24 protein-coding genes are annotated in these 21,966 nt (G+C 65.4%); 10 read left to right on the forward strand and 14 right to left on the reverse strand.

The window, feature by feature from the left end; translation table 11 throughout:
* The first annotated feature begins 80 nt into the window (after positions 1-80).
* A complete protein-coding gene (locus MESOP_RS16310) occupies positions 81-683 on the forward strand; it encodes a cupin domain-containing protein (RefSeq protein ID WP_013894428.1) in 603 nt (200 codons plus the stop codon).
* Positions 684-715: 32 nt separating this feature from the next.
* Here the strand turns inward: MESOP_RS16310 and MESOP_RS16315 are convergent, their stop codons facing one another.
* From MESOP_RS16315 to MESOP_RS16350, 8 genes are all read right to left on the reverse strand, one after another.
* Positions 716-1,696 carry an ABC transporter permease gene (locus MESOP_RS16315; protein WP_041164157.1) on the reverse strand — a complete coding sequence of 327 codons (981 nt, stop codon included), beginning with the start codon at positions 1,694-1,696 and terminating at the stop codon, positions 716-718.
* 217 nt (positions 1,697-1,913) lie between these two features.
* Complete coding sequence (locus MESOP_RS16320; RefSeq protein WP_013894430.1) at positions 1,914-2,885, reverse strand: ABC transporter permease; 972 nt, start codon at positions 2,883-2,885, stop codon at positions 1,914-1,916.
* Positions 2,882-4,432, reverse strand: a complete 1,551-nt coding sequence (locus MESOP_RS16325) for a sugar ABC transporter ATP-binding protein (RefSeq protein WP_013894431.1) — start codon at positions 4,430-4,432, stop codon at positions 2,882-2,884. Before MESOP_RS16325 ends, MESOP_RS16320 begins: the two co-directional genes overlap by 4 nt.
* Positions 4,433-4,661: 229 nt before the next feature.
* Positions 4,662-5,696, reverse strand: a complete 1,035-nt coding sequence (locus MESOP_RS16330; RefSeq protein WP_013894432.1) for an ABC transporter substrate-binding protein — start codon at positions 5,694-5,696, stop codon at positions 4,662-4,664.
* Between the two features lie 88 nt (positions 5,697-5,784).
* Positions 5,785-6,699: a sugar phosphate isomerase/epimerase family protein gene (locus MESOP_RS16335; protein ID WP_013894433.1), complete on the reverse strand. Its 915-nt coding sequence runs from the start codon at positions 6,697-6,699 to the stop codon at positions 5,785-5,787.
* 14 nt (positions 6,700-6,713) lie between these two features.
* Positions 6,714-8,249: a mannitol dehydrogenase family protein gene (locus MESOP_RS16340; protein ID WP_013894434.1), complete on the reverse strand. Its 1,536-nt coding sequence runs from the start codon at positions 8,247-8,249 to the stop codon at positions 6,714-6,716.
* On the reverse strand, positions 8,246-9,028 hold the full coding sequence (locus MESOP_RS16345) for an SDR family oxidoreductase (protein WP_013894435.1): 783 nt from the start codon (positions 9,026-9,028) through the stop codon (positions 8,246-8,248). The genes MESOP_RS16340 and MESOP_RS16345 overlap by 4 nt, the downstream gene beginning before the upstream one ends.
* Positions 9,029-9,106: 78 nt before the next feature.
* On the reverse strand, positions 9,107-9,994 hold the full coding sequence (locus MESOP_RS16350) for a MurR/RpiR family transcriptional regulator (protein ID WP_013894436.1): 888 nt from the start codon (positions 9,992-9,994) through the stop codon (positions 9,107-9,109).
* Between the two features lie 340 nt (positions 9,995-10,334).
* Between MESOP_RS16350 and MESOP_RS16355 the strand changes: the two genes are divergently transcribed.
* Positions 10,335-11,522, forward strand: a complete 1,188-nt coding sequence (locus MESOP_RS16355; RefSeq protein WP_013894437.1) for a Gfo/Idh/MocA family protein — start codon at positions 10,335-10,337, stop codon at positions 11,520-11,522.
* Between the two features lie 29 nt (positions 11,523-11,551).
* On the opposite strand, the gene MESOP_RS16360 is transcribed toward MESOP_RS16355, so the two are convergent.
* Positions 11,552-12,022 (reverse strand): NUDIX hydrolase, encoded by a 471-nt coding sequence (locus tag MESOP_RS16360; protein ID WP_041164736.1) that lies wholly within the window; start codon positions 12,020-12,022, stop codon positions 11,552-11,554.
* A 182-nt stretch (positions 12,023-12,204) separates the two neighbouring features.
* Here MESOP_RS16360 and MESOP_RS16365 point away from each other — a divergent pair, with 182 nt between their 5' ends.
* Entirely contained in the window at positions 12,205-12,738 is a 534-nt protein-coding gene (locus tag MESOP_RS16365; RefSeq protein WP_013894439.1) for a sterol desaturase family protein, read from the forward strand.
* 117 nt (positions 12,739-12,855) lie between these two features.
* Positions 12,856-13,218 carry an excalibur calcium-binding domain-containing protein gene (locus MESOP_RS32995; protein WP_013894440.1) on the forward strand — a complete coding sequence of 121 codons (363 nt, stop codon included), beginning with the start codon at positions 12,856-12,858 and terminating at the stop codon, positions 13,216-13,218.
* Here MESOP_RS32995 and dinB read toward each other — a convergent pair.
* On the reverse strand, positions 13,190-14,437 hold the full coding sequence (dinB, locus tag MESOP_RS16375; RefSeq protein WP_013894441.1) for a DNA polymerase IV: 1,248 nt from the start codon (positions 14,435-14,437) through the stop codon (positions 13,190-13,192). The genes MESOP_RS32995 and dinB overlap by 29 nt on opposite strands.
* A gap of 148 nt (positions 14,438-14,585) precedes the next feature.
* Positions 14,586-15,002 (reverse strand): winged helix-turn-helix transcriptional regulator, encoded by a 417-nt coding sequence (locus MESOP_RS16380; RefSeq protein WP_013894442.1) that lies wholly within the window; start codon positions 15,000-15,002, stop codon positions 14,586-14,588.
* A gap of 117 nt (positions 15,003-15,119) precedes the next feature.
* Here MESOP_RS16380 and MESOP_RS16385 point away from each other — a divergent pair, with 117 nt between their 5' ends.
* From MESOP_RS16385 to MESOP_RS16410, 6 genes are all read left to right on the forward strand, one after another.
* The gene (locus tag MESOP_RS16385; protein ID WP_013894443.1) at positions 15,120-15,995 is read left to right on the forward strand and encodes an NmrA family NAD(P)-binding protein; all 876 of its coding nucleotides are present in this window, start codon (positions 15,120-15,122) and stop codon (positions 15,993-15,995) included.
* 37 nt (positions 15,996-16,032) lie between these two features.
* Positions 16,033-16,620: a dihydrofolate reductase family protein gene (locus MESOP_RS16390; RefSeq protein ID WP_013894444.1), complete on the forward strand. Its 588-nt coding sequence runs from the start codon at positions 16,033-16,035 to the stop codon at positions 16,618-16,620.
* A gap of 111 nt (positions 16,621-16,731) precedes the next feature.
* The gene (locus tag MESOP_RS16395; RefSeq protein ID WP_013894445.1) at positions 16,732-17,613 is read left to right on the forward strand and encodes an SDR family oxidoreductase; all 882 of its coding nucleotides are present in this window, start codon (positions 16,732-16,734) and stop codon (positions 17,611-17,613) included.
* Between the two features lie 107 nt (positions 17,614-17,720).
* Positions 17,721-18,662 (forward strand): alpha/beta hydrolase, encoded by a 942-nt coding sequence (locus MESOP_RS16400; RefSeq protein WP_013894446.1) that lies wholly within the window; start codon positions 17,721-17,723, stop codon positions 18,660-18,662.
* A 2-nt stretch (positions 18,663-18,664) separates the two neighbouring features.
* Positions 18,665-19,195, forward strand: coding sequence for a dihydrofolate reductase family protein (locus MESOP_RS16405; protein WP_013894447.1), 531 nt, complete (start codon positions 18,665-18,667; stop codon positions 19,193-19,195).
* Positions 19,196-19,233: 38 nt separating this feature from the next.
* Positions 19,234-20,148: a sigma-70 family RNA polymerase sigma factor gene (locus tag MESOP_RS16410; RefSeq protein ID WP_245265110.1), complete on the forward strand. Its 915-nt coding sequence runs from the start codon at positions 19,234-19,236 to the stop codon at positions 20,146-20,148.
* Here MESOP_RS16410 and MESOP_RS16415 read toward each other — a convergent pair.
* From MESOP_RS16415 to MESOP_RS16425, 3 genes are all read right to left on the reverse strand, one after another.
* Complete coding sequence (locus MESOP_RS16415) at positions 20,133-20,876, reverse strand: 2OG-Fe(II) oxygenase (RefSeq protein ID WP_013894449.1); 744 nt, start codon at positions 20,874-20,876, stop codon at positions 20,133-20,135. The genes MESOP_RS16410 and MESOP_RS16415 overlap by 16 nt on opposite strands.
* Positions 20,873-21,430 carry a methylated-DNA--[protein]-cysteine S-methyltransferase gene (locus MESOP_RS16420; RefSeq protein ID WP_013894450.1) on the reverse strand — a complete coding sequence of 186 codons (558 nt, stop codon included), beginning with the start codon at positions 21,428-21,430 and terminating at the stop codon, positions 20,873-20,875. The genes MESOP_RS16415 and MESOP_RS16420 overlap by 4 nt, the downstream gene beginning before the upstream one ends.
* 308 nt (positions 21,431-21,738) lie before the next feature.
* Positions 21,739-21,963: a hypothetical protein gene (locus MESOP_RS16425; protein WP_013894451.1), complete on the reverse strand. Its 225-nt coding sequence runs from the start codon at positions 21,961-21,963 to the stop codon at positions 21,739-21,741.
* Positions 21,964-21,966 lie beyond the last annotated feature (3 nt).

The raw sequence follows: 21,966 nt of genomic DNA on the forward strand, positions 1-21,966 counted from the left end.
GGCACAGCCTTGATGGAACCAAGCGACGGGCACACAGGTTTAGTCTAGCCGGCGTCGGTTCCCTGATGCGAGGCCATGTCATGAGCATCCTGCAAAGCATGAAGAAAGCAGCCGAACAGGTTACCGGCGTTGCAAGACCAGACAGGCGACAGGCCGCCGATCTCGTAAGGCCGCGAAAACCGAATGAATTCAGGTTCAGGGACGATGGTCTGGTGCCCAACCATCCATCCTGGCCGCTTGTCGTCTATCGCGGCGCCGTGCGGCTGCCGCAAGAATTCGATCCCGCAGCGGTCATGGAGGAGCTTTTCGGCGCCAATGGCTGGGGCGACAGCTGGCGCGACGGCATCTACAGCTACGTTCATTACCATTCGCGCATCCACGAAGTGCTCGGCGTCGCGCGCGGCACGGCCAAAGTTCAGTTTGGCGGCGATAAGGGACGAACGCTGGCGCTGAAGGCGGGCGATGTCGCGGTTCTCCCGGCCGGCACCGGACACCAGCGGATCTCGGCGTCCGGCGACTTCCTCGTGGTTGGCGCCTATCCCGCATCCGGCACCTACGACATATGCACGACCACCGCCGACCACGCCAAGGCGATCGTGACGATCCCCAGGGTAGGCCGTCCGCGAAAGGACCCTGTCTATGGAAGCGAGGGGCCGTTGCTGACGGCCTGGAAGAAAGACTGAGGCGGTTCCAGCGAAGGCCAGGCGGTCGGGAACTACCGCTCCTCCACTATCCGCAAATAAGCCGCCGTCACGAACAGCACGATCAGCCCGAACAAGATCCGTCTCGCCCCCTCCGGCATCTGCAGGATGGTCAGCAGCGTCGTCAACACGGTCAGGATGAGCGCGCCGATGATGGTGCCGGTATAGCCGCCGCGGCCGCCGAAGATGGAGGTGCCGCCGATGACGGCGGCGGCGACCGAGGGCAGCACCAGGGGTTCGGCGAGGGAGAGCGACGGAGCCTTGATAAGGCCGATGTAGAGCAGGCCGGTGATGCCGGCGAGCACGCTGGAGGTGATGTAGAGGGCGGTGATGACCTGCCAGTATTGCACGCCCGACAGCCGCGTTGCGCGCTCATTGTCGCCGACGGCGTAGAGCAGGCGGCCGAAGCCGGTGCGGGCGAGCGTGAAGACGATCAGCGCGGCGAGCGGCACGAACAACAGCAGGGCGTTGGGAAAGCCCGAGGTGACGCCGGTGCCGAGCCAGGCGAGGAAGTCGGGGATTTTGGCGCCGGATGCGATCACCGTACGCTGGTAGACCTGCAGGCAACCGGTGCCGATCAGGCTGGTGCCGAGCGTCATGATCAGCGGGTGGACGCGAAAGACGCCGACGCCGATGCCGTTGACGAGGCCGATCAGCACCGCCGGCATCATCGCCAGCAGAAAGGCGACCGCCGGATCCTGGTTGACGACTTGCGTTGCCATGATGAAGGCGCTCATCGTCGCCACCGTGCCGACCGAGAGGTCGATGCCGCCGGTCAGCATGGTCATGGTCTGGCAGCCGGCGAGGATCGCCAGCGGGATGGCGAATTTGATGGTGTTGCCGATCCAGCGTTCGTTGACGATGCCCGGGCGCAGGATCTGCAGGATCACCACCAGGATGACGAGCAGGATGATCAGCGGGATCAGCGGCCGGTCGGCCATGAAGCGTTTTAGGCGGCGGCCGAAGGGGACGGGGGTGATCGCGGTGGTGCTCATGGGGTGGCTCGCGATAGAGTTGGCGCGATGCATCTTTCCCTTCTCCCCTTGTGGGAGAAGGTGGATCGGCGCGATAGCGCCGAGACGGATGAGGGGTGCTCCAGCGGAGTGAGACGTTGGCGTTCCCTGGAATACCCCTCATCCGTCTTGCCGCTGCGCGGCAATCCACCTTCCCCCACAAGGGGGGAAGGAAGAAGCCCATGCCGATACTCTCTCATCATTGCCGCCCCCGCATGGTGATAAACGCGCCGAACATCACCACGGCGACCATGATGGCACCTTCGATGATGGCGGTGACGTTGGGGTCGATGGCGAGCAGCGTCAAGTCCGTGCGCACCAGGCGCAGCACGAAGACGGCGACGATGGGGCCGAGCAGGCCGCCCTTGCCGCCGCCGAGTGCCACGCCACCCAGCACCACGGCGGCGACGCTGGCCAAGAGATAGGGGCCGGGAATGGGAGCGCCGATGCCGGTGCTCATGGTCAGCGCCAGCCCGCCCATGGCTGCGAACAGGCCCGAAAGCGCATAGGCGACAATGCGGGTACGCGCGACCGGCACGCCTGAGCGGAACGCCGCCAGTTCGCTCGAGCCGATGGCGTAGATGGAGAGGCCGAGACGCGAGCGCCTGAGCGGTATCCAGACGATGCAGAGGCAGACGATGAGCACCAGCAGCGCCTTGGGCAGCCAGGCGTCGATGGCGTCGGGCAGGCCCGGTATCGGCACGGTGCCCGAGATCAGCGCCTTCAGCCATTCGGCGGCACTTCCGCCCGGCGCGCCGAGCACCAAAAGGGCGGCACCTTGCAGCACGAACAGCATGGCCAGCGTGACGACGATGTCGGGCACGCGGGTGACGACGATCAGCAGTCCGTTCAGCGCGCCGAGCACGAGGCCCAGGGCGAGCACGAAGGGCACCACGAACAGCGCGTATTCCTCGCTCGCGCCAGCCATCATCGAGGCGGCGGTGACGCTGGTCAACGCCATCATGGCGGCGACCGACAGATCGATGCCGCCGGCGATGACGACCACCGTCTGCGCGGCGACAGCGAAGGCATAGGGCAGAACGGCCCGTGCCAGCGAGCCGAAGTCGCCGCTGCCATAGCCCGGCTGGATCAGCTTGGTGACGATGAACAGCACGATGAGGAGAGCGAACAGGCCGGCGACCCAGCCCTGGCGGCGCAGGAAATGGCTCATGGCGCCGCCTCCGGCGCATCGGAAGTGTTCGCGGTGGGGTCGGCCAAAATGCCGACATCGGCCTTGACGCCGCGCGGCAGGCCGTAGGCGGCGCGCATCAGCGCCGGTTCGTCGGCTTCCTCGACCGGGAAGATGTCGACCAAGCGGCCGCCGAAGATGACGATGACGCGGTCGCAGACGCGTTGCACCTCTTCGAGTTCCGAGGTGTAGAACAGCACCGACTTGCCGTTGCCGGCGAGCTGGCGCAGCAATTTATAGATCTCCTGCTTGGTGCCGACATCGATGCCGCGCGTCGGGTCGAAGCACAGGATGGTGCGGGCATCGGCAGCGATCCAGCGGGCGATGGTCACCTTCTGCTGGTTGCCGCCGGACAGGCGCTGCACCTCGCCCTGCGCGCGGGTGTCGATCTGCAGCAGCTCGATGGCGCTGGCCACCTTCGCGCGCTCGCGGCGCATGTTGATCGGCCCCCAGTTGCGGAACGCAGCACTGAAGGGTAGCGCGATGTTCTCGCGCACCGAGCGCTGCATGGCGAGCGCCTCGGCGCGGTCGCCTGGCACATAGGCGATGCCGGCACGGATGGCGTCGATCGGGTGCGAGAACTTTGCCGGCTGGCCGTCGACCTCGATGGTGCCGCCGGATGGGCGGATCGAGCCGGCCAGGGCGGAAAACAACTCGTCCTGGCCCTGGCCTTCGAGCGCGACGACGCCGACGACTTCGCCATCTCCAAGATCGAAGGAGACATCGCTGAGCTTGGTGCCGACGCGCAGGTTGCGCACGCTTATGCGCGGCCGGGAGGTGATGGGCGCCGCCTTTTCGGCAGCGCTGCGGGCGGCGACGTGGGTCTTGACGATGCGGGTGCCGAGCATCAGCTCGACGATCTTTTCCTCGACGCCCGGCACGATATCGACAACGCCGACGGTCTCGCCATCGCGCAGCACGGTGGCGCGGTCGCACAGTGCGGAGATTTCGACGAAGCGATGCGAGATGAAGATGACGGCGCGGCCGCTGTCGCCCTGGCGGCGCACCACTTCCAGCACTTTCTCGGCTAGGTTGGCGGGCAGCGCCGCCGTCATTTCGTCGAGCAGCAGCACGTCGGGCTCGACGGCCAGTGCCCGCGCCAGGTCGAGCACGCGCAGCACGGCCAGCGGGATGTCGCGCGCGGTGTCGCGCAGGTCGAGGTCGGGAATGCCGAGTTCGCGCACCCAGGCGCGGAACGGCTCGACCGGCGTGCCGGTCAGCCGCAGGTTGGAAAGCACGTCGAGATCGGGGATCAGCGACGGTTCCTGGTAGACCGGCAACAGGCCGGCGCGGCGTCCGGCGGCCGGCGAACGGATGTCGCGCGCCTCGCCGCGGATCAGGATGCGGCCGGCATTGGCTTGGATGGCCCCGGTCAGGATCTTCACCAGCGTCGACTTGCCGGCGCCATTGGCGCCCATCAACGCATGCACCTCGCCCGGCAGCACGGACAGGGACGCGTTGCGAAGGGCGGCAACCGCGCCGTAATTCTTGGCGACGCCGGTGGCGTCGAGGAGAGGGCTGGTGGTCAAATGGTTGGGTCTCGGGTCAAGCTGTTCAGGTATTTGTGGAACCGACTGGCCGCAACGGTGACCTTCCCTTCTCCCCTTGCGGGAGAAGGTGGCCTCGCGAAGCGAGGTCGGATGAGGGGTGCTCCAGGGAATACCAACGTCTCACTCCGCTGGAACACCCCTCATCCGTCTCGGCGCTGCGCGCCGATCCACCTTCTCCCGCAAGGGGAGAAGGCAGAAGCGCGGGTGCTTACTCTCCCGGGCCCTTGCAGGCCACGATCTGCTCCTTCGTGTACGTCGTCCAGTCCGGGATCGAGATCGAGACCGGCCATTCGGGGCTGAGCGACGGGTCGGCGGCGGCCTTCAGCTTGGCCTTGCCTTCGTCGGTCGCGTTGTCCCACAGTTGCGGGTCGACCAGCACCGTCTGCTGTGCCGGCTTCTTGCCGTCGAGGATCTGCAGCGCCAGCGTGACACCAGCACCGCCGATCGAGCCAGGGTTGGTGACGGCAGCGCCGACGAGGCCCTTGACCGAGCTCAACTGGCCGACGAAGCCGGCATTGTCGGCGCCGACCACCGGCACCAGCGGCGCCTGCGATTCGACCAGCGCGTCGACGATGACGTTGTCGATGCCGGACGTCCACACGCCGTTGAACGGGGTGCCGGTGGCGAGGAACGACAGCATCTGCTGCTTGGCCTGATCCTGCTGCCAGCCGGTGAAGACCTCCTGTGCGACCTTCACATCGGGGAATTCGGCCAGCGCCTTCTTGAAGCCCTTGTCGCGATCGGAATCGGCCGAAGCGCCGGCGGCGCCGCGCATGTAGAACACCTCGCCCTTGCCGCCCATCTGCTGGAACAGCCACTTGGCGCCGAGATAGGCGTATTGTTCCTGGTTGTTGGAGATAATGTAGGCCGACGGCTCGGTGACCGCCTGGTCGACGGCGACGACGACGATGCCGGCCTTGGTGGCTTCCTCGAGGCCCGCCTTGATGCCGGCCGGATCGGCGGGGTTGACGACGATGGCGTCGACCTTGGCGCTGATCAGGTTGCGGATATCTTCCAACTGGCCGGCGGCATCGGTGTTGCGGTGGGCGATGTTGAGCTTGGCGACCTCGCCGGATGCCAGCGCCTGCGCCTTCATGGCGCAGACCATCTCCTCGCGCCAGCCATTGCCCTGCACGGTGTTGGAGATGCCGATCGTGTATTTGCCGGCGGCGGCAGAGACGCCCACCGAGGCCAGCAAGGCGGCACCCGCAAGGAGCGGGACCATGGTCAGGATTTTTTTCATTTCAGACTTCCTCCACATTGTTTTTCAGTTCCAGTTCAACCCGTTGAAGCACGCCGCTGACAAAGTGAGTCAGACGGTGTGCTCCAATTCACTTGACGAAAGGACGCAGCACGTCGCGGGCGAGCAGAAAGCCCCGCTTCACCTGATCGTCGCTGCCTTCAAATCGCCTGTCCTCATGTTCGATGATGACGGACCCGTCATAGCCGGCGCGGTAAAGGCCGGAGAAGAAGCCGTTCCAGTCGACATCGCCCAACCCCGGCATGCGCGGCACCTGCCAGCCTATGCCGGCGGAGAGAATTCCGCGCTCGTACAAACCATCACGATCAATCATCAGGTCCTTGGCGTGGACATGCAGCATATAGGGGCCGAATTCCCTGATGAAGCGGGCCTGGTCGATCATCTGCCAGACCAGATGCGAGGGGTCGAAATTCATGCCGACCTCGCCGCCCCAGGCTTCCAGGATGCGGCGCCAGACCTGTGGCGAATAGGCGATGTTGTGCCCGCCCGGCCACTCGTCATAGCTGAAGATCATCGGGCAGTTCTCGAAGGCAAGCTTGACGCCGTGGCCGCGCGCAAACGCGACGATTTCGGGCCAGACTTTCAGCGCATCCTGCCAGTTGACGTCGACGGTCTTCGAGGCATCGCCGCCGCAGAAGGTGTTGACCACGGGAACGCCCATATTGGCGGCCAGCACGATCACCTTCTTGAGATGACCGATGACCGCCTCGCGGTGGGCGGCATCCGGATCCAGTGGGTTCGGATAGTAGCCGAGGCCGGAGACGATGAGGTTCTTTTCCGCCAGCGAGGCGACGATCTCCTTGGCCTGCGCGGGCGAGGTGGAAGCCGCGTCGATATGGCTGGTGCCGGCATAGCGGCGGGTCGCGGCGGACGTTTTCGGCCAGCAGGCGATTTCCAGCGCCTCGAAGCCGGCCTGATTTGCCCAGCCGGCGACCTCGCCGAGCGGCGTCTGCGCAAACGGTGCGGTGAGCAGTCCAAGTTTCATAGTGCCTCCCAACCCTATAATGCCGATTGTTTGGATCGCTTCAACCTTGCGACCTCATCTTGTTCAAGACTGTGCCTGACAGCGGCCATCGGATCGTCCGAAAGCAGATCATCAAGCGCTGACGTAACGGCCGCGCGAAACGTCTCGTTCGCGGCAAGGCCGGGGTCGAATATCCCGTCGATGGCGAGAATCCCTGAAGCCAGCGCTGGTGCATCTCGGCCGACCGTGTCGGCGATCCCAGCGACCTTGCCGGCATAGGGGTCCGACACCGGCCAGCGTTTGCCGAACCGGGCCGAGGCCTGGATCAGATAAGCCATCCAGCCGGCGACCGGCACCGACAGCAGGCCGATGCTGGCACCCTGGCGCAAGCGGTCGCGGATCGGGTTGAGCAGGCGCTGGACGATCTTCTGCGAGCCATCGGTGGCGATCTGGTGGTTGCGGTGGCGGATCGCCGTGTTCTGCAGCCGGCCGAGACTTTGCTCGACATAAGCGAGGGGCAGGACCCCGGGCACCGGCGTCAACGTCGGCAGCGTTTCTTGTATCAGCATGCGTCGCACAAAGGCCAACAGCAGCGGGTCGGCGACGGCATCGAAAGTGTGTTCCAGCCCGGCCAGCACGCCCAGCGTGGCAAGGGTTGTCTGAGCGCCGTTCAGCACCCGCATCTTGAGATGCTCGAAAGGCGTGACATCGTCGACGAAGGTGGCGCCGACCAGATCCCAGCGCGGCACGCGGCCGGCGAATTTCTGTTCGATTACCCATTGCCGAAATGGCTCGCCGACGGCGACCGCGTCGTCGCGGTAGCCGAACCATTGCTCGACGCTGTCGAGGTCATCGCGCGTCACCGCCGGCGCGATGCGGTCGACCATGGCGCAGGGGAAGGCGGCGTTGGCCGCTATCCAGTCGGCCAGCCCTTTGTCGCGCCGCTCGGCGAAAGTCCGCACGACCTTTTCGAGGATGACGCCGTTGGTCGGGATGTTGTCGCAGGAGAGCAGCGTCATCGGTTGGCCATGCGTGGCCCTGCGCTGCTCCAGCGCTTGCGCGAGGATGCCCGGCACACTGCGCGGTGCCTGGGAATTGGTGAGGTCATGGACGATGTCGGGATGGCCGAGATCGAGTTCGCCGCTCGACGGAATGTGGCAATAGCCTTTTTCGGTCACCGTCATCGTTACCAGATCGATGTCGGGCGAGGCGAGCACGTCGAGCGCCGGTTTGGCGCTTTCCTGGCTGTCGACCACCTTGACGATGCTGCCGATGACGCGCGCCTCGACATGGCTATTCTCGCGGATCAGCCTTGTGTAGAGGCCGCTCTGCCGGCCGAGCGTGCCGGCAAGGCTGGGCGGACGGATGTTGATGCCGACCACGCCCCAGCGGTCGAACTGCAGTGACAGCAGGTCATCGGTGTATTCGGCCTGGTGGCAGCGGTGGAACGCACCGACACCGAGATGCGCCATGCCCGGGGCGAGGGCCGCGCGGTCATAGGCCGGTGTCTGGACCGACACAGGCAAGCGATCGAGCAGCGCCGGCCCCAATGTTTCGGGTGAAGCGTTCACCGGTTCGCCCCGATCACGGACTGTTCCTGGTCGATCACGGCGCCGGTCATCGGTCCGGCCGCGTCGGACAGCAGGAAGACGGCGAGGTTGGCGATGTCGTTCGGCGTCAACAGCCTGCCGAAAGGCTGCGCGGCGTTTGCGGTGTCGAGCCAGCCCGGGCCGTTGCCCAAAATTTCGGATTGCATGACGCGTTCGGCCGGCGTGTCGGTCCAGCCGACATTGATGCCGTTGACGCGGATGCGGTCGAAACGGTGGGCGTTGGCGGCGTTCTTGGTCAGCGTCGCCAGCGCACCCTTGGTGGCGGAATAGACCGCGAGTTCGGGCGAGCCGCAATGGGCGTTGATCGACAGAATGTTGACGATCGAGCCACCCTGGCCGCGCTTCTTCATGTCGGCGATGGCAGCCTGCATCAGGAAGAATGGTGCCCGCGCGTTGACGGCGAACAGCGAGGCCCAGTCGTCAAGGCTGGCATCGAGGAAGGAGGCACGGTCGGTCAGGCCGGCGGCGTTGACCAGGCCATCGATACGGCCGAAGCGCTCGATACAGGCTTGCGCCAGAAGGGCGGGGGTTGCCGGGTCTCCGAGGTCTGCGGCGACGAAAATGGTCGGCGTGCCGATGGCCGACAGTTCCGCCGCCACGGCGTCGCCGCGTTTGCCATCGCGCCCGGTGATCAGCAGCCCGCCGGCGCCGGCGCGCGCCAGCGTCTGCGCGATCGCGCGGCCGATGCCTTGCGTCGCGCCGGTGGCCAGCACGACCTTACCTTGAAGATGAAGCTCCATTCCTCCTCCCGGAACAAAGTTTCTATTTTCTGAAATATGGAACGGCAATTCCCGATAGTCAAATGTGCCAGCGGGGCCTCATGGGCCGCGGCGCGCGGCGACCCCTTGGACCAGTGCCATGCCGACCGCCAATGAGGCCGCCAGCGAGCGAAAGCCGGCGAAGTCGGATTCCACCACTTCCAGCCAGCTGTCCGACAGCCGGATCAACGGGCTGAAGGTGCTGTCGGTGATGGTGACGATGCGGGCCTTGCGCTCATGCGCCACCGCGACGAGGTCCGGGGTGATGGAATTGTAGGGGCTGAACGAGACGGCCAGCACCGCGTCGCGCGCGCCGATGCAGCCGACCTGGTCGAGTGCCAAGGAGCCGACATTGTCGACCAGCACATTGCGCACGCCCTGCTGCGACAAGGTCAGCGATAGATAGGTGGTGACAGGGAAGGCGCGCTTGGAGCCGATGACGTAGATGAGGTCGGCGCCAGCCAGCAGCGCCACCATCTTTTCGAAACTCTCGACGTCGAAGCCGGCCTCGACGCGGCCAAGCGAGGCCTGCGAGGCGCCAACCATGCCATGCAGGAAATGCAGATTGGCATTGGCCTCCGTCTTTTCCTGGCCACGCCCTTCCGGCCATGATCCCTTGACGTGGTCCTTGAACAGGCCCTGGAAATCGGAAAAACCGGAGTAACCGAAGATCTGGGCAAAGCGCACCAGCGTCGAGGGCTGCACGCCTGCCTGGGCGGCCACCTGCGCGATGGTGCCGAGCGCGACGTCGCTCGGATGCTGCCACAGGAAGATCGCCACCTGGCGCAGCCGTTTGGGAAAATGCACCGTGCCCGACGACAGCACCGCGCGCAGTTCCTCATAGGTCCGCGGCTGGATGTAGCCCAGTGCTGCCAGCGAGCGCCCGCGCTTGCGCGTCGCCGCCTCGTCGGTACTGGATCTTCCGGATTGTTTGCGTGCCCCGCTCATGTTTTCAGGCTAGCGCGATACGATCGTTTTACAATATGGAAATTGGAAATGGCGTTCGACGGTGAGTCTGGAGAGTGATGCTAGCGGTCAAAGGTGGCGCTCTACGGCGCCCCCCTCTGTCCTGCCGGACATCTCCCCCTCAAGTGGGGAGATTGGACGTCATCTCTGCTTTCGCCAGTCGCCAGCGTTGCAAGAAAGGCGCCGCAGTCGACGCTGACAATCTCCCCCCTGGAGGGGAGATGTCCGGCAGGACAGAGGGGGGCGCCATAGAACTCGACGGTGGGTGCTGGCGCGATATCGGGCCTCAGCCCTTGAATCAGTCTGCTCGGAGGAGACAAACATGGTCTACGCAACATCGGACGGGTCGGCGGGCAAGCGCCTGCGGGTTGGCATGGTCGGCGGCGGCCGCAATGCCTTCATCGGCGCGGTGCACCGGCTCGCCATGCGCCTTGACGACCAGATCGCGCTGGTCGCCGGCGCGCTGTCGTCCGATCCGGAGAACGCCGCCGCCTCTGCCGCCGAGATCGGCATCGCGCCGGAGCGCAGCTATGCGGACTACCATGCCATGGCCAAGGCCGAGGCGGCGCGGCCGGATGGCATAGAGGCCGTCGTCATCGTCACGCCCAACCATCTGCACGCGCCGATCGCCGCTGCCTTCCTCGAAGCCGGCATCGACGTGATCTGCGACAAGCCGCTATCGACGACGCTAGATGACGCCGAGGCGCTGGTGGCCTTGGCGAAGGCGAAGAAGCGCCGCTTCGTCGTCACGCTGAACAACACCGGCTACGCCATGGTGCGCCAGGCGCGCGAGATGGTGGCGGCGGGCGAGCTTGGCCGGATCGTGTCGGTGCACGGCGCCTATATCCAGGACTGGCTGACGAAGCCGATCGACGCCGAGGGCCAGAAGCAGGCGGAATGGCGCACCGATCCGGCGCGGGCAGGGCAGTCGGCGGTGCTGGCGGACATCGGCGTGCATGCCTTCAATCTGGCGAGCTATACCTCGGGTTGCGAGGCCGAGACGGTGTCGGCCGATCTGTTCACCGCCGTGCCGGGGCGCCGGCTCGACGACAATGCGCATGTGCTGGTGCGCTGGACCGGCGGGGCGCGCGGCACGATCCTGGCCAGCCAGACGTCACCCGGCCACTACAATGACCTCTCCGTGCGCATCTATGGCGACAGAGCCGGGCTCGAATGGTCTGGAAGCCGGCCGGAGGAATTGCGCTTCTCCAGATATGGCGAGGAAACCCGCACGCTGGTGCGCGGCGGCCATGGCTCGACCGAGGAAAGCCGGCGCGTGTCGCGCATGCCGGCGGCGCATCCGGAAGGCTATATCGAGGCCTTCGCCAATTTCTACCGCGATGCAGCCGACATCATCCGCGCCCACCGCTCGGGTGGGGTGGTCGATGCGGCACGCGCGGCGCAGGTGCCTGACGTGGTCGATGGCGCGCGCGGGGTGAAATTCGTCGCCGCGGCGGTGGAATCGAACGCGGCGGGTGGAGCGTGGACGGCGGCGCGGTTCGAGGAATGACAGTCGATCTCCCCCCTTGAGGGGGGAGATCACTGGATTCGCAGCTGCTTCGCCAGATCCGATAGCATCGGACGCTGCCCGACAAGCATCTTTACCTCGGCCTCAGGCAGGCTGAACCAGCCCGCTCTGTCGACCTCCGGGAATTCCTTCATCGATCCCGACCGCGGCGGCCATTCCATGGTGAAGCTGTTGCTCTTGATCGCCGCCACGTCGATCTCCGCCCTGGCCTCCACCGACCAGGCGCTGACGATCTTGCCGCCCGGTTGCTTGTAATCGCCGAGGCGCGTGAAAAGGCCGTCGACCTTGATGCCGATTTCTTCCTCGGTTTCGCGTTGTGCCGCCACAAGCTCGTCCTCATTCTCGTCGACAAGGCCTTTCGGGATCGACCAGGCGCCATCGTCCTTCTTCGCCCAGAACGGGCCGCCGGGATGAACCAGCAGCACGCGGACATCGCCATCGCTTCGACGATAGATCAGCAGGCCGGCACTGCGTTTTGCCATTTTGCGTGTCCATTCGTGGCGCCGGTACGAGGTGGCCAATTGCCAGCCGATCATGGGTGCCGACCCTTGCATCGGCAAATTGCGACGCTATGTCAAACACGCCCGCATTGCACCTCATGTGCGAGTCCGGCAATCTGAAGTATCACTTTGGGGCGGCGTCGAAGGTCAGGTAAGGCGTCCGAATGCAACTGGGTCTGATCGGCTACTACAGCGACTTCGTGGTCTATCCGCTGGTGATCGCCATATTGGGAATAGCCGGGTTGATCGAGGCCGGCGAGGAGAGTGCGCCGGAGTGGATCGGTACGGTCATCTTCTGTCTCGGCCTGTGGACGCTGGTCGAATACGTCCTGCACCGCTTTGTCCTTCATCACATCCCCTACATCAGGGACCTGCACGACCGTCATCATGTCGAGGAGCGCAGTTCGGTGGGTACGCCAACCTGGCTCAGTCTGGGTGTGCATGCGCTGGTCGCCTTCCTGCCGGTGTGGATGGCCTTCGGTTTCGCGACCGCGAGCGCGGTCAGTTGCGGCCTGATGCTGGGCTATCTCTGGTACATCAGCATCCACCACATGATCCATCACTGGCATCCCAGACATCCCAGTTATCTCTACACGCTCAAGCGCCGCCACGCAGTGCATCATCACATCGACGATACCGCCAATTTCGGCGTGACGTCGATATTCTGGGATCGGGTTTTCGGTACGGCGCAGCTCTGAGGGCCGGGGCGTATCTCGATCCCGGCAGGTCCGGCGTCATTGTCATGGCGGCCGGCCCGAGATAGCCTGCCCCGAGATAGCCTGCATTGATGTGCTGGGACCGGGGGCGTGCCGGGAATGCTTCTGCCATTCTTGTATTGGCCTGCATATCATCGCCTTGGCAGGCTGAAATGGGTTGCTCTTTTCGCGCCGTTCATCCTGTTGTCCGGCTACATCGCCTATGGCTTTGTCGGCATCCAGCTCGACTCACCGCTCACCGCCCTCAGGCACTTTGCCGCGTTCCCGAACTGTGCAGCGGCTCGCGCCGTCGGTCTTGCCCCCGCGCGCAAGGGGCAGCCCGGCTATTGGCCGACGCACGATGCCGACAAAGACGGCATCGCTTGCGAGCCTTGGCACGGGGAAAGCGCCAGCGGCGTCAAGGTGCATCGCTATTGGCAGCGGCAGGTAGTTCTCACAGTTCCTTTTCCGCCAGCTCCCTGAATTCGTCGGGCACCGAGCGCGCCGCTTCGAGCGCCACCGTGCCGTAGCCGACGGCCTGTTTGCCGAAGCGCTCGCGGATTTTGTCGATGGCGCGGTCGGCGCCGAAGCGCGCCAGGCCTTTCGCAGTACCCGGCCGATGCTTTTCGTCGGCAAGGCCGAGCGGCAGTTCGAGCTGCAGCTCGGAACTTTCCCAGAGGTGCGAGACCGAGATCGCCAGCAGCGAGATCGTTCTTTCGTGCGGATTGTCGGCGAGCACGCCGCGCACCAGATCGCCTGCGATTTCGGCCAGCATCGTGGTCGCCGAGATCGGCTGGTCGAGCGTGATCGAGCGGGTGACGGCGCTGAGATCGGCAAAGCGCACACGCACGGTCACCGTGCGGCCGGGCCGCGCCTTGGCGCGCAGCCGGCTGGCGACGCGGTCGGCAAGGTGCAGCAAAGTGGGCACGATGACCTGCGCCACGGCTGGCTTGCGGCCAAGTGCCGACTGCGCGCCGGCCGAGTGCGCGCGGCGCTTCGTCTCCAGCTTTCTCGGGTCGCGGTTCCACGACAAGGCCGAGAGCTTTTCGCCGGCGGCGGGACCGAGTAGCCGCGTCAGCGCGCCGCTGTGCGTCCTGGCCAGCTGGCCTATGGTCTCGACGCCGATTTCGGCCAGCCGCGCCCTGGTCGCCAGGCCGACGCCCCACATCAGGCCGACCGGCAAATCGTGCAGGAAGGCAAGCTCGGTGCCGGGATCGACCACCACCAGCCCATCGGGCTTGGCGACCTGCGAGGCGATCTTGGCCAGATGCTTGGTGCGTGCGACGCCGATCGAGATCGGCAGGCCGAGTTCGGCCCGCACACGGCGGCGGATGGTCGCGGCGATCTCTTGCGGTTGCCCGAACAGGTGCGTGCAGCCGGCGACATCGGCGAAGGCCTCGTCGATGGAAATGCGCTCGACCAGCGGCGTGAAATCGTCGAGCACCTTGATCGCCGCGTCGCCAAGCCGCTGGTAGTGGCTGAAATTGCCGCCGACGAAGATCAGTTGCGGGCAGAGCTCGCGCGCCTTGCGCCCGGGCATGCCGCCGCGCACGCCGAAGGCACGCGCCTCATAGGAGGCGGCGAGCACGACGCCGCCGCCGACCGCGATCGGCTTGCCGCGCAGCGACGGGTCGAGCAACTGCTCGACCGAGGCATAGAACGCATCGAGATCGGCATGCAGGATGGTGGCTGTCGTTTCCATCCCGACCGCTCATCCACAGTTGCTGATAGATGCGAACACATAGAGAACAAATCATGTACGGCTGTCAAGCCGCGGCGTAGCTTAATCTACCTCCCTGGCCGCAGCCGAGGCTGGCAACTCATTTCCCATGGGAAGACTGGGTATCCGCCTAAACGATATGCTCCACCCGTAGCGCCGCCTTCATCCGTTCCAGCGCCGGCTCGCCGCCGGCCGCCAACTCGTCGGCGATGCGGGCGAGATGATCGTCGGCCTTGCGGTGCCTGCTGCCCCAGGCGCCGAGCGTGGCCAGCACCGGCAACAGGTCGACGCCGGCCTCGGTCAGCCGGTAGATCGCCTTCAGCCCATGGGTCGGGTCATCGCTGCGGGTGAGGATGCCTTCTTCCTGGAGCGTCTGCAGCCGCTCGGCCAGCGTGCGTGAGGAGATGCCTTCGTCGGATTGCAGGAACTCGCGAAAGTGCTTTTTCCCAGCGAAGATCAGATCGCGGACGATGAGCAGGGTCCAGCGGTCGCCGAGCAGTTCCAGCGACAGGTTGATCGGGCAGCCGGATTTTTCACGGGTCGACATCTATGGTTCCGTTTTTAAATCACTTTACTATTGACATCATTCTGTGCATGCGTCAAATGGTTCCAAAAGTAAATCATTCTGTTGCCATAGTGGCTCGTTTTCGCAGAGGAGGACGACATGCAAGCAATCGAGAGCAACGTCGCACCAAGGACCGTCGTGGTTGTCGGCGCCACCAGTGAGGTCGGCAAGGAGGTCGCTTCCGTGCTGGCCGCGCAGGGGCACAAAGTGCGCGGCGTGGCGCGCAGCCTGGGCGTTGCGCTTGACGACGCCGACGCTCTGGCATCCGCCTTCTCCGGTGCCGACAGCGCCTATGTGATGATCCCCTTCGACGTCACCGCGCCGGATCTGCATCGCTTCGAGGATGAGGTCGGCGAGCGGCTGGCAGCGGCGATCACGCATTCAGGCATGCGCCGTGTCGTGCTGCTCAGCGGCCTCAATGCTCATCTCAAAAAGGGAACTTCGCTGGGTGCCGCGATGATGGAGGAGCGGCTCGAAGCGCTCGGCCTCGACGAGCTGGTGTTCCTGCGCGCCTCGTTCTTCATGGAGAATTTTGCCAAGGGCCTGGGCTTTGTCCAGCAAGCCGCTTCCGGCGTCTTCGCCACGCCGTTCCGCGGCGACCTGCCAATGCCGCTCATTGCCGCCCGCGATGTCGGGCAGCGCGCCGCCGCCTTGCTGGGCGCTGGCCGGTTCCCGGCCGAGCGGGTCGTCGAACTGCATGGCGGCGGCCACTATACTTTTGAACAAGCCACCGCGATCCTCGGCAAGGCGATCGGCAGGCAAGTCACCTATCATGCCGTGCCCTTCGCCGATGCCCGCGAAGGCATGGTCGCCAACGGCCTGTCGGCGAGCTTTGCCGATGCGCTCGGCGAAACGGCGGCGAGCTTCAACAAGGGCGATCGCTGGGCGCTGGAGGCACCGTCGGTCAGCAACACCACGCCGACCACTTTCGAGAGCTGGGCGCACGCTTTCGCCCGCTCGCAAAGCGCTGCCTGATCCTTCCCATCCAGAATCCGGAAACGAGGCGAACGCCATGAAAAAGCTGATCCTTCAGATGCAGATGTCGGTCGACGGCTATGTCGGCGCCAATGAGGATCATCGATGGCAGCTTTGGGAGTGGGGCGACGACAATGGCTGGGATGAGGAGCTGAAGCGCGACTTCAACATCGTCTTCGCCGGCATCGACACCATCCTGCTCAGCCGCAAGATGGCCGAGGAGGGGTACCTGACCCACTGGGGCAATGCGGCGAAGAAATATCCGGCCGATCCGTTCTACGCCTTCGCCCAGCGTATCGTCGAAGCACGCAAGGTGGTGCCGAGCGACAGGCTGAAAACCTCGCGGTGGGAACGCACGACGGTGGTGAGCGGCGACCTGCCGCGCGAAGTCAAGGCACTGAAGGTGGGCGAGGGCGGCGACATCGCCGTCTTCGGCGGCGCCGGCTTCGCCTCCGCGCTGATCGCGGCGGGACTGGTCGACGAGTTCCAGCTGTTCGTCAACCCGGCGGTGCTGGGCGCCGGCCGCCGCATCTTCGACCAGGGCGGCTTCCGGAAGCTTCGGCTGCTCGGTTCGAAGGCCTATGCATGCGGCATGGTGGTCAACCGCTATGCGCCGGGCGGCTGAGCCTCGCATCGATAAAAAGACGTTTGGGCAGAATCCTTTGCCCTGGTCTCTTCGTCTTCAAGCTGCGGTCGCCGGCATGGCAGCCGCGGCAATCAAGACGGAGAAAAGCTGATGATCCTGGTGACGGGTGCCACGGGCTTGAACGGAAAAGCGATCGTGCGCGAGTTCGCGCGGCAGAAGCATGCGGTGCGGGCGCTGGTCCGCGATCGGAACCGGGCATTTGCTGCAGGACTGGGCGATCTGGCCGGCGTCGACCTGGTCGAGGGCGACATGCGCCGGGCGGAAACGCTTGGCGCTGCGCTCGACGGCGTCGATCGCGTGCTGATGATTTCGACCGCGGGCGACGACATGACCGAGACGCAGTGTTGTTTCATCGATGCCTGCAGAACGGCCGGCGTCGGGCATGTGGTGAAGTTCTCCGGCAGGGAGTCCAACATCGGCTACGACGCGACGAAGTTCCGGTTCACGCGCATGCATGAGGAGGTCGAGCGCTATCTGGAAGCGGCCGGCATGGCGTGGACGCATCTGCGCCCCAGTCAGTTCATGCAGGTCTATCTGCGCGACGCGCCGACCATCGCCGCCGAGGGCGCCTTCTATCTCGCGCTCGGCGACACCGAGCTGTCGCCGGTCGATGTCGAGGACATCGCCAAAGTGGCCTTCCGGCTGCTGCGCGATGGCGGCCATGCAGGCGAGAGCCTCGACATGACCGGCCCCGAGGCGCTGACGATGACCGAGATCGCCGCGCGAATATCGCAGGCGATCGGCAGGCCAGTCCGCTATGTCGACATCAGTCCGGAACAGCGGCGGCGCAACCTGCTGGCCGCCGGCATTCCGGCCGGTTTCGCCGATGCGCTGGACGAGCAACTGGCTGAGCGGCGGCGGCGGCCGAAATCGCGGGTGCATCTGGTGACGCATGAAATGTTCGGCGTCCAGCCGACGCCGTTCGTCGAGTTCGCCCGGCGCCATGCGGCGGCGTTTGGCGGCGTGGCCTGAGCGCGCTCCCAAAAGAGCGAGCGCTGCGACGTATCCTTTTTGGCCGCTCGTCCGTCCTTGGCTTTGGAAGATCGCGGGACCCGCGATCCATAACCCCGGAGGCTATCATGGCGAGCACTGAGAGTGAGGCAAACAGGAACCATTACGCGGCGTTCGTCGCCAATGCCGGCAAGCTGACCAGCCCGCAGGCGATCATCGACTTCAACGACACTCACTGGACGGCGCTGACCGGCGAACCGGGCGGCGTCGACTATATCGAGGTGGATGCCGGCGGCGTGCCGGCGCTATGGATCGTGCCGAAGGGCGCCGACGCGGAGCGGGCGCTGTTTTACGCGCATGGCGGCGGCTTCGTCGGCGGCTCGATCTACACGCACCGCAAGCTGGTCGGCCATCTCGCCAAGGCGATCGGTTGCCGAGCGCTGGTCTATGACTATCCACTGGCGCACCAGGCAAAGCATCCGGGCCAGCTCGAAGCGGCGATGACCGCCTGGAACTGGCTTGCCGACCAGGGCTTCGACCCGGGCCGGATCGTGATCGCCGGCGATTCCTGCGGCGCTGTGCTGAGCTATGGCGTCCTGCAGCGGCTGCGTGCGCAGGGGAGGCCGCTGCCCGTCGCCACCCTGATCATCTCCGGCTGGTTCGACATGGCGCTGACCGCCGCCAGCTACGAGACCAACCGCGACAAGGACCCCGCCTTCGCCAAGGCCGGCGTCGACTGGCTGGTGGCCAATTTCATCGGCGATGCCGACCGGCGCGATCCCGAGGTCAGCCCGCTCTATGCCGATCTCTCCGGCTTTCCGCCTGTCTACCTCCAGGCCGGCGCCGACGAGACGCTGGTCGACGAAAGCCGGATGTTCGCCGAACGCGCCGGCCAAGCCAGCGTCGAGACGCGGCTCGATGTCTTTGACGACATGCTGCACTCCTTCCAGATGATGGCGGGCCGAGCGCCCGAAGCCGATGACGCGATCGCCCGCCTCGCCGCCTGGGTGCGGCCGAAGCTTGGGCTGCCGGATGCCGTTGATGTTGCCGCCGGCGCGAAGGCGGCCTGATCATGCGCCGGCTGATCGTGTCCAGCTTCGTCTCGCTGGACGGTGTCATCGAAGGGCCGATGGGGTGGGCCTCGCCCTTCTTCGACGAGCAGAACCAGGCGCATGCCTTGCAGGCGTTGTCCGGCGTCGAGTTCTTCCTGCTCGGCCGCGTCACCTACGAGATGTTTTCGGCGCGCTGGCCCGATCTCAAGGGTCCATATATGGACCGCATCAACGGCTTGAAGAAGCTGGTCGCGTCGAAGACGCTCAAGACGGTGGGATGGAATGCCACGCTGCTTGAGGGCGACGTCGCGCAGGCGCTCGCCGCGCTCAAGCGGCAACCGGGCGGCGACATCCTGAAATATGGGGTGTCGCAGCTCGACAAAACGCTGGTCTCCGCCGGGCTGGTCGATGAGTATCATCTGTCGATCGTGCCGACCCGCGTCGGGCACGGCAAGCGCGCCTTCGACGATGTCGGTTCCATCGACCTCGATCTCGTCGGTACGCACCGTTTCGACAATGGCGTGGTGACCCTGACCTATGTGCCGCGATGAACCAGCAGATCCGCAGATCTCGTGATACCGCGCAGGGGATGAGGCCCAGGCTGGATCCCGAAGGCCTGTTCGACCTGCGCTACAAGGCGTTCCTGGAGACGGTCTCGCATCTGCGGGTCCGGCTGCATCGTTATTGCGCCCGCATGACCGGCTCGGCGCTCGACGGCGAGGACGTCATGCAAGAGGCTCTGTTCGAGGCCTATCGCAAGATCGAGTTGCTCGACGACACGCTGGCGTTGCGGCCCTGGCTGTTCCGCATCGCCCATAACAGGTGCATCGATTTCATCAGGGGCCGCCGCACGCGAATGCTGGCCGAGGCCGGCTACGCCGGCGACGATATCGTGCTGCCGGTCGAGCCTGCCGGGCGGGGTGCCGGCCGCGCTATCGAGCGGCTGGTGATGCACCTGCCGCCGAAGGAGCGCGCCTGCGTGCTGCTCAAGGATGTCTTCGATCATTCGCTGGAGGAGATCGCCGAGCTCGTCGGCTCGACGACAGGCGGCGTCAAGTCGGCGCTCAACCGCGGCCGCGCCAAGCTCGCCGCCTTGCCGGCGCAACCGGTCGCGGCGCCCGCACATGATCCCGACCTGGCGCGGCTGCTCGGCCGCTATGTCGAACTCTTTAATGCCAGGGACTGGGACGGGGTGCGGGCGCTGACCAGCGCCGATGCGCGCCTGCGGGTCTCGGATTGCTACAACGGCCTGCTCGCCGCCTCGCCCTATTTCGTCGAGTATGAGCGCGCGGAACTTCCCTGGCGCATGCGGCAGGGTGCGATCGGCGCCGAGATCGTGCTGGTCGTCGACAGGCTGTATGGCGATGTCTGGCGGCCTGCCCATCTGGTGCGGATCCATGCCGCCGGCGGAGTGATCGACCGCATCGCCGATTACTATGCGTGTCCCTGGATCCTGGAGATGGTGTCGGCTGATGCGGACCCGCGCCATCACTTCGCATCATGAAAGATGATGCCGACGGTGTGGCGCATGCCTGAGCGCAGACGGCTGACGCCGTGGCGCAAATTGACGCGGTAATTACCTTTCGTTCCCTGCACCGGCCGGTTGTGGACGGCGAAGACAACGGCGTCGCCCTGGCGCAGCGGCACCACCTCGACCCGGCTCTGCATACGCGGCCGCTGCTCGGTCAACGCGAATTCACCGCCGGTGAAATCCTTGCCCGGTTCGGAAAGCAGGATCGCAACCTGCAGCGGGAAGGCGAGGTCGCCGTAGAGATCCTGGTGCAGGCAGTTGAAGTCGCCGGGCACATATTGCAGCAAGAGCGGCGTCGCCCGCGTCTGGTCGGCGTCATGGCACTGGTCGAGAAACTCGGCATGCGTCGCGGGATAGCGCATCGCTTGTCCCATGCGCTCGTTCCAGCGGTTGGCGACCTCGGCCAGCCGGGGATAGAGCGCGCTGCGCATTCCGCCGATGAGATCGGGCAACGGATAGCGGAAATAGCGGTATTCGCCCTTGCCGAAACCGTGCCTGGCCATGTGGATGTGGCTGCGGAAATGCTGCTCCTGGGGATAGAGGCCGGCGATCTGCCGGCACTCCTCACGCGAGAGCAGCTTTTCGAGCACCGCGCAGCCGAAGCCGTCGAGCTCGGCGGTCAATGCCGGCCAGTCGTAGGTTCCGACGCGTGTCTCTGCGGCTTCCACCGCGGATGCGGCTACCTTGGCGTGGGCGTTCATATCCGGGCCTCCCTGTCGAGCAAGGCATGCTTGCGCTCGATGCCCCAGCGGTAGCCCGCCAACGTGCCGTCGGCACGGACAACGCGGTGGCAGGGAATGCCGAGCGCGATGGCGTTGGCCGCACAGGCCGTTGCCACGGCGCGGGCGCCGTTGGACTGGCCAAGGCGTTGGGCAAGCGCGGTGTAGGTGATGGTGGCGCCGCGGGGGATGGTGCGCAGCACGTCCCATACACGCTGCTGGAACGGCGTGCCGTGGCTGACGTCGAGCGGCAGGTCGAGGCCGGCGGAGGGCGTTTCGACGAAGCGCGCGATCGCGGCAAGGTCGTCGCTCAGTCCGGGCTCGTCTTCAATCAGAATCTTGCCAGGGAAGCGGTTGGCGATATCCTGCTCCAATGTTTCGGCACTAGAGCCGATCAGAATGGCGCAGACGCCGATCCGGCTGCGCGCCGCCAGGATGTTGCCGATCGCGGATTGGCCGATGGCGTAGGTTATTGTGTCGAGGGCTGCGGCTGCGTTGGAGGCTGTCGCCGGGTTGATGATTTGCATAAGGTTCATTGCCTTCACTCCTTCTGTGCCTGAACCCTAGTTCCCTGCGTTCGGCCCCTCACTCCGATGCTTGCTTTCAAATTCAAATCTCTGGAACAGTGCAAAGGTAAGCGCCCTACGGCGCCCCCTCTGTCCTGCCGGACATCTCCCCCACAAGGAGGGAGATTGGCGGCTTCGTCGCCCCACTCATTCCTGCAACGTCGGAGATTGGCGAAGGCCGCGATGACAGCCAATCTCCCCACAAGTGGGGGAGATGTCCGGCAGGACAGAGGGGGGCGCCGTAGAGTGCTGACTTGGACCACACTGCCCAAACATGCTCACCCAACACGGGTGACGGCGACCTCGCCCAGCACGAACACTTCGCCTGACACCAGCCGCAGCTCGATCTCGCCGCTCTCGCCGCGGCTCCACTCAGCTTTACCTTCATTGACCAGTTCGCCAATGGCGGCCAACACCTGTGACTTCGCGTCCTCCTGCTGCGCAACGCTGCCTGATGACGGGACGTTCGCGCCGGAGGTGGAAGACCTTGCCATCGCGCGCATGCT

The organism is Mesorhizobium opportunistum WSM2075, assembly GCF_000176035.2.
Lineage (GTDB): Bacteria > Pseudomonadota > Alphaproteobacteria > Rhizobiales > Rhizobiaceae > Mesorhizobium > Mesorhizobium opportunistum.

Bases quoted from the DNA above. Each gene is read 5' to 3' on its own strand.
- MESOP_RS16360 (WP_041164736.1), bottom strand. From the start codon at position 12,022: ATGGCAAAACGCAGTGCCGGCCTGCTGATCTATCGTCGAAGCGATGGC.
- MESOP_RS16390 (WP_013894444.1), top strand. From the start codon at position 16,033: ATGAAAAAGCTGATCCTTCAGATGCAGATGTCGGTCGACGGCTATGTC.
- MESOP_RS16425 (WP_013894451.1), bottom strand. From the start codon at position 21,963: ATGCGCGCGATGGCAAGGTCTTCCACCTCCGGCGCGAACGTCCCGTCA.
- MESOP_RS16355 (WP_013894437.1), top strand. From the start codon at position 10,335: ATGGTCTACGCAACATCGGACGGGTCGGCGGGCAAGCGCCTGCGGGTT.
- MESOP_RS16400 (WP_013894446.1), top strand. From the start codon at position 17,721: ATGGCGAGCACTGAGAGTGAGGCAAACAGGAACCATTACGCGGCGTTC.
- MESOP_RS16420 (WP_013894450.1), bottom strand. From the start codon at position 21,430: ATGAACCTTATGCAAATCATCAACCCGGCGACAGCCTCCAACGCAGCC.
- MESOP_RS16335 (WP_013894433.1), bottom strand. From the start codon at position 6,699: ATGAAACTTGGACTGCTCACCGCACCGTTTGCGCAGACGCCGCTCGGC.
- MESOP_RS16315 (WP_041164157.1), bottom strand. From the start codon at position 1,696: ATGAGCACCACCGCGATCACCCCCGTCCCCTTCGGCCGCCGCCTAAAA.
- dinB (WP_013894441.1), bottom strand. From the start codon at position 14,437: ATGGAAACGACAGCCACCATCCTGCATGCCGATCTCGATGCGTTCTAT.
- MESOP_RS16395 (WP_013894445.1), top strand. From the start codon at position 16,732: ATGATCCTGGTGACGGGTGCCACGGGCTTGAACGGAAAAGCGATCGTG.
- MESOP_RS16345 (WP_013894435.1), bottom strand. From the start codon at position 9,028: ATGGAGCTTCATCTTCAAGGTAAGGTCGTGCTGGCCACCGGCGCGACG.
- MESOP_RS16365 (WP_013894439.1), top strand. From the start codon at position 12,205: ATGCAACTGGGTCTGATCGGCTACTACAGCGACTTCGTGGTCTATCCG.
- MESOP_RS16310 (WP_013894428.1), top strand. From the start codon at position 81: ATGAGCATCCTGCAAAGCATGAAGAAAGCAGCCGAACAGGTTACCGGC.
- MESOP_RS16415 (WP_013894449.1), bottom strand. From the start codon at position 20,876: ATGAACGCCCACGCCAAGGTAGCCGCATCCGCGGTGGAAGCCGCAGAG.
- MESOP_RS16330 (WP_013894432.1), bottom strand. From the start codon at position 5,696: ATGAAAAAAATCCTGACCATGGTCCCGCTCCTTGCGGGTGCCGCCTTG.
- MESOP_RS16320 (WP_013894430.1), bottom strand. From the start codon at position 2,885: ATGAGCCATTTCCTGCGCCGCCAGGGCTGGGTCGCCGGCCTGTTCGCT.
- MESOP_RS16410 (WP_245265110.1), top strand. From the start codon at position 19,234: ATGAGGCCCAGGCTGGATCCCGAAGGCCTGTTCGACCTGCGCTACAAG.
- MESOP_RS16350 (WP_013894436.1), bottom strand. From the start codon at position 9,994: ATGAGCGGGGCACGCAAACAATCCGGAAGATCCAGTACCGACGAGGCG.
- MESOP_RS16380 (WP_013894442.1), bottom strand. From the start codon at position 15,002: ATGTCGACCCGTGAAAAATCCGGCTGCCCGATCAACCTGTCGCTGGAA.
- MESOP_RS16385 (WP_013894443.1), top strand. From the start codon at position 15,120: ATGCAAGCAATCGAGAGCAACGTCGCACCAAGGACCGTCGTGGTTGTC.
- MESOP_RS32995 (WP_013894440.1), top strand. From the start codon at position 12,856: ATGCTTCTGCCATTCTTGTATTGGCCTGCATATCATCGCCTTGGCAGG.
- MESOP_RS16405 (WP_013894447.1), top strand. From the start codon at position 18,665: ATGCGCCGGCTGATCGTGTCCAGCTTCGTCTCGCTGGACGGTGTCATC.